This window comes from Thermus thalpophilus (genome assembly GCF_022760915.1).
In the GTDB taxonomy this organism is placed as follows: Bacteria; Deinococcota; Deinococci; order Deinococcales; family Thermaceae; genus Thermus; species Thermus thalpophilus.
Genome location: NZ_JAKTNS010000025.1, coordinates 1 through 17,411, shown reverse-complemented (window position 1 = coordinate 17,411; position 17,411 = coordinate 1). Strand labels below are relative to the sequence as shown.

The 17,411-nt window shown below is 66.7% G+C and carries 17 protein-coding genes and 1 pseudogene; 14 read left to right on the top strand and 4 right to left on the bottom strand.

All coding sequences use genetic code 11. The annotated features are described in order from the left end of the window. Positions 1-16 precede the first annotated feature (16 nt). The 11 genes from mglB to L0D17_RS09135 all read left to right on the top strand — a co-directional run bounded on the left by mglB (position 17) and on the right by L0D17_RS09135 (position 10,060). The gene (gene mglB, locus L0D17_RS09185) at positions 17-508 is read left to right on the top strand and encodes a GTPase-activating protein MglB (RefSeq protein ID WP_039459149.1); all 492 of its coding nucleotides are present in this window, start codon (positions 17-19) and stop codon (positions 506-508) included. A gap of 1 nt (position 509) precedes the next feature. Next, positions 510-1,100 (top strand): GTPase MglA, encoded by a 591-nt coding sequence (gene mglA / locus L0D17_RS09180; protein ID WP_039459146.1) that lies wholly within the window; start codon positions 510-512, stop codon positions 1,098-1,100. Between the two features lie 190 nt (positions 1,101-1,290). After that, positions 1,291-1,395: a cytochrome c oxidase subunit 2A gene (locus L0D17_RS09175; RefSeq protein WP_039459144.1), complete on the top strand. Its 105-nt coding sequence runs from the start codon at positions 1,291-1,293 to the stop codon at positions 1,393-1,395. A 3-nt stretch (positions 1,396-1,398) separates the two neighbouring features. Continuing rightward, the gene (locus L0D17_RS09170; protein WP_039459141.1) at positions 1,399-1,905 is read left to right on the top strand and encodes a cupredoxin domain-containing protein; all 507 of its coding nucleotides are present in this window, start codon (positions 1,399-1,401) and stop codon (positions 1,903-1,905) included. Positions 1,906-1,908: 3 nt separating this feature from the next. After that, entirely contained in the window at positions 1,909-3,597 is a 1,689-nt protein-coding gene (locus L0D17_RS09165) for a b(o/a)3-type cytochrome-c oxidase subunit 1 (RefSeq protein WP_039459138.1), read from the top strand. A 69-nt stretch (positions 3,598-3,666) separates the two neighbouring features. Next, a complete protein-coding gene (locus L0D17_RS09160; RefSeq protein WP_243094871.1) occupies positions 3,667-4,146 on the top strand; it encodes a hypothetical protein in 480 nt (159 codons plus the stop codon). Beyond that, positions 4,143-5,297 (top strand): MFS transporter, encoded by a 1,155-nt coding sequence (locus L0D17_RS09155; protein ID WP_243094870.1) that lies wholly within the window; start codon positions 4,143-4,145, stop codon positions 5,295-5,297. Before L0D17_RS09160 ends, L0D17_RS09155 begins: the two co-directional genes overlap by 4 nt. 64 nt (positions 5,298-5,361) lie before the next feature. Continuing rightward, the gene (gene rpsO / locus L0D17_RS09150) at positions 5,362-5,631 is read left to right on the top strand and encodes a 30S ribosomal protein S15 (protein WP_039459130.1); all 270 of its coding nucleotides are present in this window, start codon (positions 5,362-5,364) and stop codon (positions 5,629-5,631) included. 58 nt (positions 5,632-5,689) lie between these two features. Beyond that, positions 5,690-7,834, top strand: coding sequence for a polyribonucleotide nucleotidyltransferase (pnp, locus tag L0D17_RS09145; protein WP_243094869.1), 2,145 nt, complete (start codon positions 5,690-5,692; stop codon positions 7,832-7,834). 55 nt (positions 7,835-7,889) lie between these two features. Beyond that, on the top strand, positions 7,890-9,617 hold the full coding sequence (locus L0D17_RS09140) for a ribonuclease J (RefSeq protein WP_039459125.1): 1,728 nt from the start codon (positions 7,890-7,892) through the stop codon (positions 9,615-9,617). Between the two features lie 2 nt (positions 9,618-9,619). After that, positions 9,620-10,060, top strand: a complete 441-nt coding sequence (locus tag L0D17_RS09135; protein ID WP_243094868.1) for a universal stress protein — start codon at positions 9,620-9,622, stop codon at positions 10,058-10,060. Here L0D17_RS09135 and L0D17_RS09130 read toward each other — a convergent pair. From L0D17_RS09130 to L0D17_RS09120, 3 genes are all read right to left on the bottom strand, one after another. Further along, positions 9,945-10,328, bottom strand: coding sequence for a hypothetical protein (locus tag L0D17_RS09130; protein WP_243094888.1), 384 nt, complete (start codon positions 10,326-10,328; stop codon positions 9,945-9,947). The genes L0D17_RS09135 and L0D17_RS09130 overlap by 116 nt on opposite strands. Before the next feature lie 132 nt (positions 10,329-10,460). After that, positions 10,461-10,910, bottom strand: a complete 450-nt coding sequence (locus tag L0D17_RS09125) for a CBS domain-containing protein (RefSeq protein WP_243094867.1) — start codon at positions 10,908-10,910, stop codon at positions 10,461-10,463. Continuing rightward, the gene (locus L0D17_RS09120; protein ID WP_243094887.1) at positions 10,907-13,327 is read right to left on the bottom strand and encodes a cation-translocating P-type ATPase; all 2,421 of its coding nucleotides are present in this window, start codon (positions 13,325-13,327) and stop codon (positions 10,907-10,909) included. Before L0D17_RS09120 ends, L0D17_RS09125 begins: the two co-directional genes overlap by 4 nt. 66 nt (positions 13,328-13,393) lie before the next feature. On the opposite strand from L0D17_RS09120, the gene L0D17_RS09115 reads away from it, so the two are divergent. The 3 genes and pseudogenes from L0D17_RS09115 to L0D17_RS09105 form a co-directional block, all read left to right on the top strand. After that, complete coding sequence (locus L0D17_RS09115) at positions 13,394-13,960, top strand: thioredoxin family protein (RefSeq protein WP_243094866.1); 567 nt, start codon at positions 13,394-13,396, stop codon at positions 13,958-13,960. A 45-nt stretch (positions 13,961-14,005) separates the two neighbouring features. Next, a complete protein-coding gene (locus tag L0D17_RS09110) occupies positions 14,006-14,938 on the top strand; it encodes an NAD-dependent epimerase/dehydratase family protein (protein WP_243094865.1) in 933 nt (310 codons plus the stop codon). 24 nt (positions 14,939-14,962) lie between these two features. Further along, positions 14,963-15,883, top strand: a pseudogene (locus L0D17_RS09105) (SLAC1 family transporter); the annotation flags it as partial. A 6-nt stretch (positions 15,884-15,889) separates the two neighbouring features. On the opposite strand, the gene L0D17_RS09100 reads toward L0D17_RS09105, so the two are convergent. Next, on the bottom strand, positions 15,890-17,326 hold the full coding sequence (locus L0D17_RS09100; protein WP_243094864.1) for a lyase family protein: 1,437 nt from the start codon (positions 17,324-17,326) through the stop codon (positions 15,890-15,892). Between the last annotated feature and the right edge of the window lie 85 nt (positions 17,327-17,411).

Here is a 17,411-nt window from a genome sequence, read left to right as displayed (position 1 = left end):
GTAGACTGAGCATACTATGGTGGAACCTTCCCTGGTCCTCTACGGAGGCCCCTACGAGCGGGCCATGGACGTCCTGGAGGAAACCTTACGGGAAACCGGGGCCCGCTACGCCCTCTTCATTGACCGCAAGGGCTTCGTTCTAGCCCACAAGGAGGCCCTCTGGGCCCCTAAGCCCCCGCCCCTAGACTCCCTGGCCACCCTGGTGGCGGGCAACGCCGCCGCCACCCAGGCCCTGGCCAAGCTTCTGGGCGAGGCCCGCTTCCAGGAAGTGGTGCACCAGGGCGAGCGCATGGGCCTCTACGTGGACGAGGCCGGGGAGCACGCCCTTTTGGTTCTGGTCTTTGACGAGAACGCCCCTTTGGGCAAGGTGAAGCTTTACGGCAAGCGGGCGGCGGAAGCCCTGGCTAGGCTCGCCGCGGAAGCCCTGGCCAATCCGCCCAAGCTCAACCTGGACACCCAGTACCGCGAGGAAGCCAAGGCCCTTTTGGACGAACTCTTCGGCAACTAGCATGAGCACCATCAACTTCGCCAACCGCGAGATCAACTTCAAAATCGTCTACTACGGCCCCGGCCTCTCGGGCAAGACCACCAACCTCAAGTGGATTTACGGCAAGATCCCAGAAGGCCGCAAGGGGGAGATGGTTTCCCTGGCCACCGAGGACGAGCGCACCCTCTTCTTTGACTTCCTGCCCTTGGACCTGGGGGAGGTCAAGGGTTTTAAAACCCGTTTCCACCTCTACACCGTGCCCGGACAGGTCTTCTACAACGCAAGCCGCAAGCTCATCCTCCGGGGCGTGGACGGCATCGTCTTCGTGGCCGACTCCGCCCCTAACCGCCTTCGGGCCAACGCCGAGAGCATGCGCAACATGCGGGAGAACCTGGCGGAATACGGCCTCAAGGTGGAAGACCTCCCCGTGGTCCTCCAGGTGAACAAGCGCGACCTCCCCGACGCCCTCCCCGTGGAGATGGTGCGGGCGGTGGTGGACCCGGAGGGGCGCTTTCCCGTGTTTGAGGCGGTGGCCACCGAAGGCAAAGGGGTGTTTGAAACCCTAAAGGAGGTGAGCCGCCTGGTCCTGGCCCGGGTGGGAAGCGGGGCCTAAGCCAAGCCAGGCCAGGGGCCGGGAGTGCTTCCCGGCCCCGACTATTTACCCCCCTCTGGTATGTTGAGCTCTGTAGGGACATTTGTCCCGAAATAGTGCGTGCGATAGGGACAAATGTACTTCACCCTTCCCCGAGGTTTTTGCTACCCTAACCCCCGTATACGGCACACCGCCGTTAGGGAGGCAGGGTATGGAGGAAAAACCAGTCGGTGCCATGGGAGTAATAGTGGTTCTTACCCTCACCATCTTGGTCTTCTGGCTGGGGGTATATGCCCTTTTCTTCGCTAGGGGGTAAGCCATGCTGGACGAACACAAAGCCCACAAAGCGGTCCTGGCCTACGAGAGGGGCTGGCTGGCCTTCTCCTTGGTCATGCTTATCGTCTTCATCGCCCTCATCGCCTACACCTTGGCCACCCACACCGCAGGGGCTATCCCCGCGGGCAAGCTGGAACGGGTGAACCCCGCCACGGTGCGCACGGAAGGCCCTTGGGCCAACCCCACCCAGGCGGTGGTCCAGACGGGCCCCAACCAGTACACCGTCCACGTCCTGGCCTTCGCCTTCGGCTACCAGCCCAATCCCATTGAGGTGCCCAAGGGGGCCGAAATCGTCTTCAAGATCACGAGCCCGGACGTGATTCACGGCTTCCACGTGGAGGGAACGAACATCAACGTGGAGGTGCTTCCCGGGGAGGTCTCCACCGTGCGCTACACCTTCCGGAAGGCGGGGGAGTACCGGATCATCTGCAACCAGTACTGCGGCCTCGGCCACCAGAACATGTTCGGCAAGATCGTGGTGAAGGAGTGAGCCATGGCGGTGCGTAGCGGAGAAATAAGCCGTATCTACGAGGCCTATCCGGAAAAGAAGGCCACCCTCTACTTCCTGGTCCTGGGCTTCATCGCCGTGATCGTGGGAAGCCTTTTCGGCCCCTTCCAGGCCCTGAACTACGGCAACGTGGACGCCTACCCCCTCCTTAAGCGCCTCTTGCCCTTCGTCCAGTCCTACTACCAGGGCCTGACCCTACACGGCGTCCTGAACGCCATCGTCTTCACCCAGCTCTTCGCCCAGGCCATCATGGTCTACCTGCCTGCCCGGGAGCTGAACCTCCGGCCCAACATGCGCCTGGTGTGGCTTTCCTGGTGGATGGCCTTCCTGGGGCTTTTGGTGGCGGCGCTTCCCCTCCTGGCCAACGAGGCCACGGTGCTCTACACCTTCTACCCGCCCCTTAAGGGCCACTGGGCCTTCTACCTGGGGGCCAGCGTCTTCGTCCTCTCCACTTGGGTGAGCATCTACGTGGTGCTGGACCTCTGGCGCCGCTGGAAGGCGCAAAACCCGGGGAAGGTGACCCCCTTGGTCACCTACATGGCCGTGGTCTTCTGGCTCATGTGGTTCCTGGCCTCCATCGGGCTTGTCCTCGAGGCGGTTCTCTTCCTCCTGCCCTGGTCCTTTGGCCTCATCCAAGGAGTTGACCCCCTGGTGGCCCGTACCCTCTTCTGGTGGACCGGCCACCCCATCGTCTACTTCTGGCTCCTGCCGGCCTACGCCATCATCTACACCATTCTCCCCAAGCAGGCGGGGGGCAAGCTGGTCTCCGACCCCATGGCCCGCCTGGCCTTCCTCCTCTTCCTCCTCCTTTCCACCCCCGTGGGCTTCCACCACCAGTTCGCTGACCCCGGGATTGACCCCACCTGGAAGCTGATCCACTCCATCCTCACCCTCTTCGTGGCGGTGCCGAGCCTCATGACCGCTTTCACCATTGCGGCCAGCCTGGAGTTCGCCGGGAGGATGCGGGGCGGCAAGGGGCTTTTCGGCTGGATCAAGGCTCTACCCTGGGATAACCCCGCTTTTGTGGCCCCGGTGCTGGGCCTTCTGGGCTTCATTCCCGGCGGCGCGGGCGGCATCGTGAACGCCAGCTTCACCCTGGACTACGTGGTGCACAACACCGCCTGGATTCCCGGCCATTTCCACCTGCAGGTGGCGAGCCTGGTGACCCTCACCGCCATGGGCTCCTTATGGTGGCTCATCCCCAACCTCACGGGCAAGCCCATCTCCGACGCCCAAAGGCGGCTGGGCCTGGCGGTGGTATGGCTTTGGTTCATCGGCATGATGCTCATGGCCGTGGGCCTGCACTGGGCCGGGCTTCTCAACGTGCCCCGCAGGGCCTATATCGCCCAGGTCCCGGACGCTTACCCCCACGCCGCCGTGCCCATGGTCTTCAACATCCTGGCGGGCATCGTGCTTCTGGTGGCGCTCATCCTCTTCATTTACGGCCTCTTCAGCGTCCTCCTGGGCCGGGAGCGGCGGCCGGAGCTGGCCGAAGCCCCCGTGCCCTTCGCCGAGGTGATCTCCGGCCCCGAGGACCGGCGGCTCGTCCAGGCCATGGACCGCATCGGCTTCTGGTTCGCCGTGGCGGTGATCCTGGTGGTGTTGGCCTACGGCCCCACCTTGGTGCAGCTTTTCAGCAACCTGAACCCGGTGCCGGGCGTGCGCCTTTGGTGAGCGCCTTGGGTCAAGGGCCGGGGCCTTCCGGCCCTTGACCTTTTCGCCACGGGAAAAGAGGCTATAGCCGTGGGGTTCGTGTCCGGTTCTGGGCTAGCTTGGGTGGTGGGGTTAAGCCTTCTCCCCTTCTTCCTCCAGTTTTTGGGCCTGGGGCTCGGGGGGGCCTTGGGCCAGGGCCTCTGTGGAAGCGCTTTGGGCCTCTCCGAAGCCGAGGCGGTGCGCTACGGCCTCGTTTCCGAGTACTACTTCTACGGCCAACTTTTCCTCGTCCTTTTGGCCCTAAAGGTGACGCACGCCCTGGCCCTGGTGGTCCTCCGCTTCATGTACCCCGACTCCGAGCCTCCCTTCGCCCCCCAAGTGTGGCGGGTAGGGGTGGGGCTTTCCCTTGCCCTCCTAGGCCTCTTCCTCCTCACCCGCACCCTGCCCCTCCCCTTCGCCACCCCCTTGGGACTGGCCTGGCTCGCCCCGGCACCCCTAGATCCCCTTTCCGTCCTCATGGTGTTGCCGGAGCCCTTTTTGCTCGGGCTCTACGCGAGGTTCCGGCCGTGAGGCTCCCCGCCCTCGTCTACCTCTTGGGCCTGGTGAGCCTCCTCATGGACGTGGCCAGCGAAATGGTCTATCCCCTTCTGCCCCTCTTCCTCGCCAGCCTGGGGGCCGGGGCGGGGACTTTGGGCCTGGTGGAAGGGGTGGCCGAGGCCACGGCGAGCCTTTTCAAGGTGGTGGGGGGAAGGGTCTCCGACCGCTTGGGCCGGCGCAAGCCCCTGCTCCTCCTCGGCTACGGCCTTCCCGCCTTATTCCGCCCCTTTTTGGCCTTGGCGCAAAGCCCTTTTCACGTCCTCCTTTACCGCTTCTTAGACCGCACGGGGAAGGGGCTAAGGACCGCTCCCCGGGATGCCCTCCTGGCGGAGGGCGTGGCGCAAGACGCCTTGGGCCGAGCCTACGGCCTTCACCGGGGCCTGGACACCTTGGGGGCCACCCTTGGCCCCCTCCTCGCCTTCCTCCTCCTTCCCCACCTGGGGGTGCGGGGGGTCTTCTGGGCCTCGGCCATCCCCGCAAGCCTGGCCTTTCTGGCCCTCTTCTTGGTGCGGGAGGCCCCTCGCCAGGGGCCTCCTCCCGCCCTGCCCCCCTTGGGGCTTAGGGCCATGCCCCCCTCTTACCGCCGCTTTCTCCTCATCTCGGGCATCTTCGCCCTGGCCCTTTCCTCCAACGCCTTTCTCCTCCTCCGCCTCAGGAACTTGGGCCTTTCCCAAGAGGCAGTGACCTTGGCCTACACCGGCTACAACCTCCTTTACGCCCTGCTCTCTTACCCCTTGGGGAGCCTGGCGGACCGGGTGGGCTTAAGGCGGGTGGTGGCCCTGGGGTTTTTCCTTTACGCCTTGGTCTACCTGGGCTTCGCCTGGGCGGAAAGCCCCGCCTGGGGGGTGGCCTTCTTGCTCCTTTACGCCCTTTACTCCGCCGCGTTTGAGGGGAGCAGCCGCGCTTACCTCGCCACCTTGGTCCCTAAAGAGGCCAAGGCCAGTGCCATCGGGCTCTACCACACGGTGGTGGGGGTGCTTCTCTTTCCCGCAAGCCTGCTTTTCGGGCTTCTTTGGCAGGCCTTGGGGCCCGAGGTGGCCTTCGCCGCGGGGGCAAGCCTCGCCCTCTTGGCCCTTTTCCTCTTCCTCCTTGACGGGAAGGGGCGGGGGGCCTATCCTAGGTGAGGCCCGAAGCGGGCTTTGAGGAGGAAGGGGCAAAAAGGCGCCTTCCCCCCTGACGGAGGTCAAAATGCCCATCACCAAGGAGGAGAAGCAGAAGGTCATAGAGGAGTTCGCCCGCTTCCCCGGGGACACGGGGAGCACCGAGGTGCAGGTGGCGCTACTCACTTTGCGCATCAACAAGCTTTCCGAGCACCTCCAGGTGCACAAGCACGACCACCACTCCCACCGGGGTCTCCTCATGCTGGTGGGGCAGCGCCGCAGGCTTCTTCGCTACCTGGAGCGGGAAGACCCTGAACGCTACCGCGCCCTGGTTGAGAAGCTGGGCCTGAGGAAGTAAACTGGGGTTTAGGTCGGGGGCGGGGCCTTAGGGCTCCGCCCTTCGCTTAGAGGAGCGTATGCCAGAAGCCACACCCAACACACCCCAAGCCTTCCGATACGAAACCCGGGTGGCGGGACGCCCCTTGGTCCTGGAAACGGGCAAGTACGCCAAGCAGGTTTCCGGCTCCGTCTTGGTGCGCTACGGGGACACCGTGGTCCTCGCCACGGCCCAAGCCTCGGAGGAGCCCATCCAGGCGGAATTCCTGCCCCTCACCGTGGAGTTTGAGGAGCGCCACTACGCCGTGGGCAAGATCCCGGGGAGCTTCATGCGCCGGGAGGGGCGCCCGGGGGAAAAGGCCATCCTTTCCGCCCGAATGACGGACCGCCCCATCCGGCCCCTCTTCCCCAAGGGCTTCCGCCACGAGGTGCAGGTCATCCTCACGGTGCTTTCCGCGGACCAGAAGAACCCCCCCGACATCCTGGGGCCCATTGGGGCCAGCGCCGCCCTTATGCTTTCCGACATTCCCTGGGAAGGCCCCATCGCCGCGGTGCGGGTGGGGCTCATCGGCGGGCAGTTCGTCCTCAACCCCACCCTCCAGGAGCTGGAGGAAAGCCAGCTGGACCTGGTGGTGGCGGGAAGCCGGGAGGCCATCCTGATGGTGGAGGCCGGGGCGAAGGAGGTGGACGAGGAGACCCTGGTCCAGGCCCTGGAGTTCGCCCACAAGGAGATGAAGCCCATCCTGGAGCTCCAGGAAAGGATGGCGAGGGAGCTCGGCAAGCCCAAGATGGCCTGGACGCCCCCGGAAACCCTTCCCGAGGAGGAGAAGGAAGCCCTCTACCGCCTGGCCCTGGAGCGGGGGCTTTCCCAGGTGCTCCAGACGGCGAGCAAGGGGGAAAGGAGCCGGGCCCTCGAGGCCTTCGCCGAAAGCCTCATCGCCGAGGTCCTGCCCCGGCTGGAGGACGGCACCCCGGACGAGAGCAAAAAGCCCCTCTACGAGAGCGCCTTTGACGAGGTGGTGCGGCGGGAGCTCCGGCGCCTGGTCTTGGAGGAGGGCAAGCGGGCGGACGGCCGCGGCCCCAAGGACCTAAGGCCCATCTGGGTGGAGGTGGACGTCCTGCCCCGCGCCCACGGCTCGGCGGTCTTCACCCGGGGGGAGACCCAGGTGCTGGGCACCGTCACCTTGGGCACGGGCCGGGACGAGCAGATCATTGACGACCTGGGGATTGACGAGACCGACCCCTTCCTGGTCCACTACAACTTCCCCCCCTACTCCACCGGGGAGGTGAAGCGGCTCCGCGGGGTTTCCCGGCGGGAGGTGGGCCACGGCAACCTGGCCAAGCGGGCCCTAAGGGCGGTGCTCCCGCCTGAGGAAAGCTTCCCCTACACCATCCGGGTGGTGGGGGACGTGCTGGAGTCCAACGGCTCCAGCTCCATGGCCACGGTTTGCGCCGGCTGCCTGGCCCTCATGGACGCCGGGGTGCCCATCCAAAAGCCCGTGGCCGGGGTGGCCATGGGCCTGGTGTGGGAAGGCGACCGGGCGGTGATCCTCACGGACATCCTGGGCCTCGAGGACGCCCTCGGGGACATGGACTTCAAGGTGGCGGGCACCCGGGACGGGGTCACCGCCTTGCAGATGGACAACAAGGTGGGGGGGTTGCCCCGGGAGGTGCTCAAGGAGGCCCTGATGCAGGCCCGGGAAGCCCGGCTTCAGATCCTCTCCATCATGGAAAGCGTCCTCCCAGCCCCGCGCCCCGAGCTCAAGCCCTTCGCCCCGAGGATCCTCACCCTCAAGGTGCCGGTGGAGAAAATCGGGCTGGTCATCGGCCCTGGGGGGAAGAACGTGAGGGCCCTGGAGGAGTTGGGCGTGGAGGTGGACATAGAGGAAGACGGGACGGTGCGCATCTACTCCGCGGACCTCGAGGCGGCGGAAAAGGCCAAGAAGCGCATAGAAGACCTCACCCGCGAGGCCAAGGTGGGCGAGGTCTACGAGGGCACCGTCACCAAGATCACCCCCTTTGGCGCCTTCATCAGCCTCTTCCCGGGCACCGAGGGTCTCTTGCACATCAGCCAGATCGCCCCGGGCCGGGTGGAGCGGGTGGAGGACCACCTTAAGGTGGGCGACGTGATCAAGGTCAAGGTCCACCGCATTGACGAGCGGGGCAAGATTGACCTGATCCGGCCCGAGCTGGAAGGCAAAATCCCCCCCAGGCGGCGCGGCTAGCCCCTGGGGGTTCCCCAAGCCGTAACCCCGGCCTAGCCGGGAAGATGGGAGGTTTATGGAAACGCAAGAACGCAAGCCCAGGAGGAGGCGCAAGAAGCGGCCGCAAGAGACCCCGGTTGCCGCAAGCGGCCCCCAGGACGCCGTGGAGATCATCCCCTTGGGGGGGATGGGGGAGATCGGCAAGAACATCACCGCCTTTCGCTTCCGCGAGGAAATCTTCGTCCTGGACGGGGGATTAGCCTTCCCCGACGAGGGGATGCCCGGGGTGGACCTCCTCATCCCCCGGGTGGACTACCTGGTGGAAAACCGCCACCGCATCAAGGCCTGGGTCCTCACCCACGGCCACGAGGACCACATCGGAGGCCTCCCCTTCATCCTGCCCATGGTCTTCGGCAAGGAAAGCCCCGTGCCCATCTACGGGGCCAAGCTCACCCTGGGGCTTTTGAAGGGCAAGCTGGAGGAGTTTGGCCTGAGGCCCGGGGCCTTCAACCTGAAGGAGGTCTCCCCCGACGACCGCATCCAGGTGGGGCGGTACTTCAACCTGGACCTCTTCCGCATGACCCACTCCATCCCCGACAACTCCGGGGTGGTGATCCGCACCCCCATCGGCACCATCGTTCACACCGGGGACTTCAAGCTGGACGCCACGCCCATTGACGGCAAGGTCTCCCACCTGGCCAAGGTGGCCCAGGCGGGGGCGGAAGGGGTTTTGCTCCTCATCGCCGACGCCACCAACGCCGAGCGGCCCGGCTACACCCCGAGCGAGATGGAGATCGCCAAGGAGCTGGACCGGGTCATCGGCCGCGCCCCGGGGCGGGTCTTCGTCACCACCTTCGCCAGCCACATCCACCGCATCCAGTCGGTGATCTGGGCGGCGGAGAAGTACGGGCGCAAGGTGGCCATGGAGGGGCGGAGCATGCTCAAGTTCAGCCGCATCGCCATGGAGCTGGGCTACCTGAAGGTGAAGGACCGCCTCTACACCCTGGAGGAGGTGAAGGACCTCCCCGACCACCAGGTCCTCATCCTGGCCACGGGAAGCCAGGGCCAGCCCATGTCCGTCCTCCACCGCCTGGCCTTTGAGGGGCACGCCAAGATGGCCATCAAGCCCGGGGACACGGTGATCCTTTCCTCTAGCCCCATCCCCGGCAACGAGGAGGCGGTGAACCGGGTCATCAACCGCCTGTACGCCCTGGGGGCCTACGTCCTCTACCCCCCCACCTACAAGGTCCACGCCTCGGGCCACGCCTCCCAGGAGGAGCTCAAGCTCATCTTGAACCTCACCACCCCCCGCTTCTTCCTCCCGTGGCACGGGGAGGTGCGCCATCAAGTGAACTTCAAGTGGCTGGCGGAGGGGATGAGCCGTCCGCCCGAGAAGACCTTGATCGGGGAAAACGGGGCCGTGTACCGCCTCACCCGGGACACCTTTGAGAAGGCGGGGGAGGTGCCCCACGGGGTGCTTTACGTGGACGGCCTGGGCGTGGGGGACATCACCGAGGAGATCCTGGCCGACCGGCGCCACATGGCGGAGGAGGGCCTGGTGGTCATCACCGCCCTGGCGGGGGAGGACCCGGTGGTGGAGGTGGTGTCCCGGGGCTTCGTGAAGGCGGGGGAAAGGCTTTTGGGGGAGGTGCGGCGCATGGCCCTAGAGGCTTTGCAAAACGGCGTGCGGGAGAAAAAGCCTTTGGAGCGCATCCGGGACGACATCTACTACCCGGTGAAGAAGTTCTTGAAGAAGGCCACGGGCCGCGACCCCGTGATCCTGCCCGTGGTCATTGAGGGGTAAGGATGTATAAGCGCCTCTTGTTGCCCACGGATGGGAGCGAGGCCGCCGAGGTTGGCCTCGAGGAAGGCCTCCGCTTGGCCAAGGCCCTGGGGGCCAAGGTCAGCTTCCTTTACGTTTTGGAGCCCTTAGGGCCCAGGCTCCTTTTGGGCCCGGAAACCCTTCCCTATTACCGCGCCCTCCTAGAGGACCTGCGCCAGGTGGGGCTTCAGGCCCTGGACCGGGGAACCCACCTGGCGGAGGAGCTGGGGGTAGCTTTTGAGGCCCACCTACTGGAGGGCCGGGCGGCGGAAGTGATCCTAAAGGAGGCGGAACGGCACGACCTCATCGTCATGGGCAGCCACGGCCGCACGGGGCTTGACAGCGTGCTCCTGGGGAGCGTGGCCCTCGAGGTGGTGCGCAAAAGCCCCAAGCCCGTCCTGGTGGTGCCTCACCGCAGGGCGTAAAGCCAAAGAAGCCCGAGGAGGTAAGGGGCCAGGGCATCACGGCCAGCTTGCGCACGGCCTGGTAGCTCACCCCCTCCAAGACCACGCCCTCCATGGCCAAGGCGACGAGAAGCGCTGGCGGGTGGCTCTCGTGGACCTCCTGGAAAAAGGACCTGGGGGTAAAGAGGTCGTGCCAGGCCAGGATGAGGGCGTTGAAGAGGTGGGAGCCCAGGACGTTCCCCACCGCCAGGTCAAAGGCTCCAATCCGGGCGGCGCTCAATGCCCCCACCACCTCGGGCAGGGAGGTGGCCCCCGCCCAGGCCCGGCCCCAGCCCCGCTTCTCCGCCAGGGCGTCCCCCCTAGTGGGCCACCCGCGCCACGGCGAAGACCACCAAGGCCACGCCCAAGAAAGCGAGCCCGGTCATAGGCGGGCCTGGAGGAGCCTTAGGAGGTCAAAGCGGGAGATGATGCCAACGGGCTTGCCCCCCTCGTCCACCACGGGCACGTGGTTGATGTCGTAGGTGAGCATGAGGTCCAAAACCCGGCCCAGGGGCTCCTCGGGGCCCACGGCGTGCACCGGGGCGGTCATGATCTCCTCCACCCGGGTGGTGCGGGCCTCCTCCAGGATCCGCTCTATTCCCGCCCCGTCCAGAAAGCGGCCCAAGAGCATGGGGGCCCGGTAGGTGGAAAAGGGGATCCCCCGCTCCTTGAGGAAGTCCGTTTCCGTGACGACGCCCACCAGCTTCCCTTGCCCGTCCACCACCAGCACGCTTCCAATGCGGCGCTCCACCATGAGCCGCGCCACCTGGTCCAAGGTGGCGCCTAGGGGCACGCTCACCACCGGGCTTACCATCACGTCCTTCGCCTTCACCGCAACACCTCCTTTCGCCATACTAGCCGGTCCACCGCCTCCGCCAGGCCCCAGGCCAGAAGGGCCAGGGCGAGCACCCCCCCCCAAAGCCAAGGGGGAAGGGGCACCGCCTCCACGAGCCCTGGGAACCAGGTGCCCAGGGCGAGCTGCGCCAAAATCCCCAGGGCCACGGCCCCGTGTAGGTAGGGGTTCGGTAGGGGGACGAGCTCGGTGTGCCGGGCGGCGTAGGCGAAGAAGAGTTGCCCCACGGCCATGAAGTGGAAGGTGGCGCTCCGGGCCGCCTCCACCCCCACCCAGTGGGGCAGAAGGGCGAGAAGGCCCAGGGCGAGCCCCGCCTTCACCCCCCCGGTGAGGAGGACAAAGCGCAGGGAAGGCCCGTCCAGGAGCGGGCTTTCCTTGGGCCGCGGGGGGCGCCTAAGCACCCCGGGGTTTTGGTCCAGGGCCAGGGCCAGGGCGGGGAGGCCGTCCGTCACCAGGTTAATCCAGAGGATCTGCACCGCCGTGAGGGGCAAGAGGAGGTGGCCGGCGGCGTCCCTCAAGCCCAATATAGCGGCGAAGACCATGCCCGCCGCCACCACCAGGATTTCCGAGAGGTTGGTGGAGAAGAGAAAGCGGAGGAACTTCTGGATGTTCTCGTAGATGCTCCGCCCCTCCTCAATGGCGGCCACCAGGGTGGCGAAGTTGTCGTCCAGAAGCACCAGATCCGCCACCTCCCGGCTCACCTCCGAGCCCCGCTCGCCCATGGCCACCCCCACGTCCGCCCGCTTGAGGGCCGGGGCGTCGTTCACCCCGTCCCCGGTCATGGCCACCACCTCCCCCGCCCTTTGAAGGGCGTCCACAATCCGTAGCTTTTGCTCCGGCTTCACCCGGGCAAACACGTCCACCTCTAACAGCTCCTCATCGCAGAGGTCCTCGAGGTCCTCCCCCGTGGCCACCGTTTCCACCGGAAGGCCGATGCGCCGGGCAATGGCCAGGGCGGTGGCGGGGTGGTCCCCCGTGACCATCACCACCCGTACCCCCGCCGCCAGGATCCGGCGCATGGCCTCGGGCACCTCGGGCCGGGGTGGGTCCAGGAGCAAAACGAAGCCGAGGAAGCGGAGGCCTTCCTCCCGCTCACCTTCGCCAAAGGCTAGGGCCAATACCCGGTACCCCTTAGCGGCGTGGGCCTCCGCCTCCTGCAGGAGGCGGGCCTTTTCCTGCTCAGTGAGGGCAAGCCTGGGGATCAGGGCCTCGGGCGCCCCCTTGAGGTAGCTCCCCTTGGGCGTGGTCACCCGCATGTACTTCCAGGCGCTGTCAAAGGGGCGCTCGGAAAGGCGGGGGTACTCCCGCCTAAGCCGCTCCACGTCCAAGCCGGCCTTGGCGGCGTAGCGAAGGAGGCCGAGCTCCAAGGGATCCCCCGCCCCCGTGGCGAGATCGGCGTCGTTGCAGAGCACCATGGCGAGGAGGGCCCCTTCGGGGTCTAGGCCCACCACGCTTTCCACCTCCATGCGGTTTTCCGTGAGGGTGCCCGTCTTGTCCGTGGCGATCACCGTCACGCTCCCCAAGGCCTCCACCGCGGCCAGGCGCCGCACCACCGCCTTGCGGCGGGCCATGCGCTCCATCCCCAGGCTCAACGCCAAGGTGAGGATGGCGGGAAGCCCCTCGGGCACAGCCGCCACCGCCAAGGCCACGGCGAAGAGGACCACCTTGGCGGAAAACCCCTCCACCCAAAAGCCGAGGAGGACCAGGGCCAGGGCGAGGAGAAGCACCCAACGCGCCACCCGGTTTCCGAAGGCGTGGAGCCGGCGCTCTAAAGGGGTTTTTTCCTCCTCCATCCCGGCGAGGAGGGCGGCGATGCGCCCCATGGCGCTTTTGAGCCCGGTGCGGGTCACCTCCACAAGGGCCCGCCCCCGCACGAGGAGGGTCCCGGCGTGGACCTCCTCCCCCACCCCCTTTTCCACGGGCACGCTTTCCCCGGTGAGGACGCTTTCGTCCACCAAGACCCCGCTTCCTTCCAGCAAGACGCCGTCCGCGGGGATGCGGTCCCCGGCCTCCAAACGCACCACGTCCCCAGGAACCAGCTCCCGGCTCGGCAGGCGTACAAAGCGGCCATCGCGGAGGACGTAGACCAGGGGCTCCGCTAAGGCCTTCAGGCGCTTTAAAGCCTCCTCCGAGCGCTTTTCCTGAAAGGTGCCAAGCCCGGCGTTCAGGAGGAGGATGACCAGGATGCTCAAGGACTCCAGGGGAACGCCATGGGCCCCCTCGGCAAGCCAAAGGGCCAGGTCAACGGCGAGGGCGAAGAGGAGGATGTAGATCAGAGGACTTTGGAATTGGTGCAGGAACCTCCGCCAAAGGGGCTCCTCCGGCTCTTCCGGTAGGGCGTTGGGTCCGAACTCCTGGAGCCTGCGCCTCGCTTCCTCGCTGGAAAGCCCTCGCATACACCCCAGGATACCCAAGAGGGCCAGGGCTTGTTGTCCCAGGCGGAAAAGGCTTAGCATGAGGGCATGCTCCAGTACCCGGAACTCCCCCTAGGAAGCCCCCTCATTGACGCCGAGCTCCCCGACCCTCGGGGCGGGCGCTACCGCCTTTCCCAGTTCCAGGAGCCCCTTTTGGCGGTGGTCTTCATGTGCAACCACTGCCCCTACGTGAAGGGCTCCATCGGCGAGCTGGTGGCCCTGGCGGAAAAGTACCGGGGCAAGGTGGCCTTCGTGGGCATCAACGCCAACGACCATGCGAAGTACCCCGAGGATAGCCCCGAGGGCATGGTGGCCTTCGCCAAGGAGCACGGCATCCTCTTCCCCTACCTCTTGGACGAGAGCCAAGAGGTGGCCAAGGCCTACAAGGCCCTGAGGACCCCCGAGGTCTTCCTCTTTGACGAGAAAAGGCTCCTCCGCTACCACGGCCGGGTGAACGATAGCCCCAAGGACCCCACCCAGGTGCAAAGCCACGACCTCGAGGCAGCCATAGAGGCCCTGCTCCAGGGCAAGGAGCCCCCCCTGGCCGAGGCCCCCGCCATCGGGTGCACCATCAAGTGGAAGCCGGGGAACGAGCCCGAGGTAAAGGTGGGCTAAAACCTCCTTAAAATGGGGTGGGCGCTTTGCGCCCGAGGAGGCCGTATGCGCGTCTTGGTTACGGGCGGTGCCGGCTTCATCGGCAGCCACATCGTGGAAAGCCTATGGAAAGAAGGGGTGGAAGTGGCGGTCCTGGACAACCTGGCCACGGGCAAGCGGGAAAACGTGCCCAAGGGCATCTACTTCTACAAGGTGGACCTGAGGGACAAGGAGGGGCTAGAGCGGGTCTTCCGCGAGTTCCGCCCCACCCACGTGTCCCACCAGGCGGCCCAGGCCTCGGTAAAGGTGAGCGTGGAAAACCCGGTCCTGGACTTTGAGGTGAACCTCCTGGGGGGGCTTAACCTCCTCGAGGCCTGCCGCAAGTGGGGGGTGGAGAAGCTGGTTTTCGCCTCCACGGGCGGGGCCATCTACGGGGAGGTGCCGGAAGGGGAAGCCGCCGAGGAGACCTGGCCCCCTAGGCCCAAAAGCCCCTACGCCGCAAGCAAGGCGGCCTTTGAACACTACCTTTCCGCCTACGGGCAGAACTACGGCCTCAAGTGGGTGGCCCTGCGCTACGGCAACGTCTACGGGCCCCGCCAGGATCCCCACGGGGAGGCGGGGGTGGTGGCCATCTTCGCGAAACGGGTGCTCAAGGGCGAGCCCGTTACCCTCTACGCCCGGAAGACCCCCGGGGACGAGGGGTGCGTGCGGGACTACATCTACGTGGAGGACGTGGTGCGGGCCCATAACCTGGCCCTAAGGAGCCTGGAAGGGGTCTACAACGTGGGCACGGGGGAAGGCCACACCACCCAGGAGGTGCTGGAGGCGGTGGCGGAGGCGGCGGGGAAAGCGCCGGAGGTAAACCCCGCCCCCCCGCGCCCGGGGGACCTGGAGCGGAGCGTCCTCTCCCCCGTCAAGCTCATGGCCCATGGCTGGCGGCCCCAGGTGGGCTTTAAGGAGGGCATCCGGCGCACGGTGGAGCATTTCCGGGAGCGTTGACATACCCCCTCCCCCTATCGGAAGATGGGGGGTATGAGCGCGCGCTTCTTCCACCCGGGCTGGTTTGCGGCGGTCATGGGGGGAAGTGGGGTGGCCTTGGCCCTGGCCCGGTTCGGGGCCTTGGGCCTCGGGGTTTTGGCCTACGGCCTCACCGCCCTTCTCTTCGCCCTAAGCTTGGGGTTCTTCCTGGCCAAGCTCCTCCGCCACCCGGACCAGGTTTGGCGGGAGCTCCACCACCCCCTCCTCTCCCAGCTCTACGCCACCCTTCCCTTGGCCTTCCTCCTCTTCGCCCTGGCAAGCCTCAAGGTGGTGGGGTTCAAGGCGCTCGCTTTGGGCCTTTTCCTCACCGGGGCGCCCCTCGTCCTCCTCATGAGCCTCCTCATCGGGTATCTGGTCTTCACCCGGTTGCGCCTGCCCCTCGAGGCGGCCAACGGCACCTGGTTCATCCCTCCCGTTTCCACCCTGGTGGTGCCCCTCACGGGCGGGCCCCTCTTGCCCTTCCTAGGGTCCTGGTCGGCGGAAACCTTCCACGCCCTCCTCATGTTCTTGGGCTTGGGGTACGTCCTCTTTCTTTGGGCAGGGTCCATCCTCTTTGGCCGCCTCTACGCCCACGAGCGCCCGGCCCCCGAGCTCACCCCTAGCCTTTTCATCGGCCTCGCCCCCGTGGGGGTGGGGATCCTCGCCCCCTTGAGCCTTCTGGAAGGGGCCCGGGCGGTGGGGCTTTACGGGGGGAGCCTCGAGGGCCTCTACCTCCTGGGCACCGCCCTTTGGGGGCTCGGGGGCTGGTGGCTGGTGTGGGCGCTGGCCCTGCTCGGGGAAACCCTCTTACGGGAAAGGAGGCTTCCCTCTGGCCCGGGCCTTTGGAGCCTCGTCTTTCCCCTGGCCGCCTTCACCCTGGCCACCCGGGCTTTGGCGGAAGGCCTCGGTAGCCTCCTTTTTGGCTTCCTGGCCTCAGGGCTCCTGCTCCTCCTCCTCGCCTTCTACCTCGCCCTTCTCCCTAAGACCCTCCAGGCCTTCTTGACCCTCCAAGTCCTCCGAGAGGAGGCGCCGGCGGGCCAGGCGCACCCTCGCCCGCAAAGCGGCTAGGGCCTTCCGGTCCTCCCGAAGGCGCTTTTTGGCCTTGCCGAGAGCTTCCTGCCGCGCCCTCGGGCCCACGCCCCCCAGGACCTCCCGCCGGGCGAAGAAGGCCTCGAGGCTCATCCAGGCCACAAGCTCCTCCCGCTCCACCCCCAAAAGCTCCGGCCGCACCCCCGGCAAGGCTCTCCGCACCCGGCGGTAGGCCTCGGGGAGGGGTACCCCTTTGCGCACCAATAGATCCACCGCCTCCGAGGCCAGGACCTCGGGGGAGAGGGCCTCGAGGAGCAGGTCCGGAACAAAACGGCTTTCCTCCAGGGCCACCCGGGTGAGCTCCAAGGCCGCCTCCCCCTCGGCCAAAAGGGCGTCCAGGGGCTCCAAGGCCCCCGTGGAGTGGTCGTTGAGGTCGGTAAAGGGGGTGTTGTGGTTGAGGTGGGCCAAAACCCCCGCCCCCCCCAGCAGGCTCCCCGCCCGGATGCGGGCGTGTTCCAGCACCACGGGGTTTCGCTTCTGCGGCATGAAGCTGGAGCCTTGGGCCAGGCTCTCCCCCACCACAAAAGCCCCCCGGGCCGTCCAGGCCAGGAGGTCGGTGAGGAGGCGGGAAAGGCTCGCCCCCAAGCCCGCCAGGGCGAAGGCGAGCTCCAAGGCGTAATCCCCGGCGGCCACGGCGTCCAGGGTGTGTTCCACCGGTCCCTGAAAGCCCAAAAGGGCCGCCAGGCGGGCGCGGTCCACGGGGTAGGGGCTTCCCGCCAAGGCGCTCGCCCCCAAAGGGGAGCGGTCCAGGGTAGCAAGGGCGTTGGCAAGCCTCCGGTAGTCCCGCTCCAAGAGGGCTCCCACCCCGAGCAAGTAGTGGTCCAGGGTGGAGGGCTGGGCCGGCTGGTGATGGGTGGCAAGGACGAGGGGCAGGCCAAAGTGGGCCTCCGCCAGACGCAAAAGGACGCGCCGTAGCCGCCAAAAGTCGCCCAAAAGGGCGATGACCTGGTCCCGCAGGTAGGAGCGGAACACGGTGAGGTCCAGGTCGTTGCGGGAAAGCCCGCGGCGCACCGCCCCCGCCACCTCCTCCCCCCAGTGCTCGGCGAGCTGGAGCTGGATGGAAAAGAAGACGTCCTCCACCTCCCCGGTGAAGCTGGGCAGGGGCAGGGTGCGGAGTTCCCTTAGGGCCGCCACCGCCTCCTTGGCCCTGGGCACCCCCAGGCGGGCGAGCTCCAGGGCGTAAGCGGTGAGGGCGTCAAAGAAGTGGGGCACCAGGCGCTCGCGGGCGAAACGGTAGTGGGGCGCCAAAACGTGGCGGCGGTAGACCCCGTGCCAGCGCATGCCCCCATCCTAGGACGAAAGCGCCTCGGTGGGCTTGCCTAGTAAATTGCCTTGTACCCCGGAGGGGGCGGGAGAAGGGAGAGAA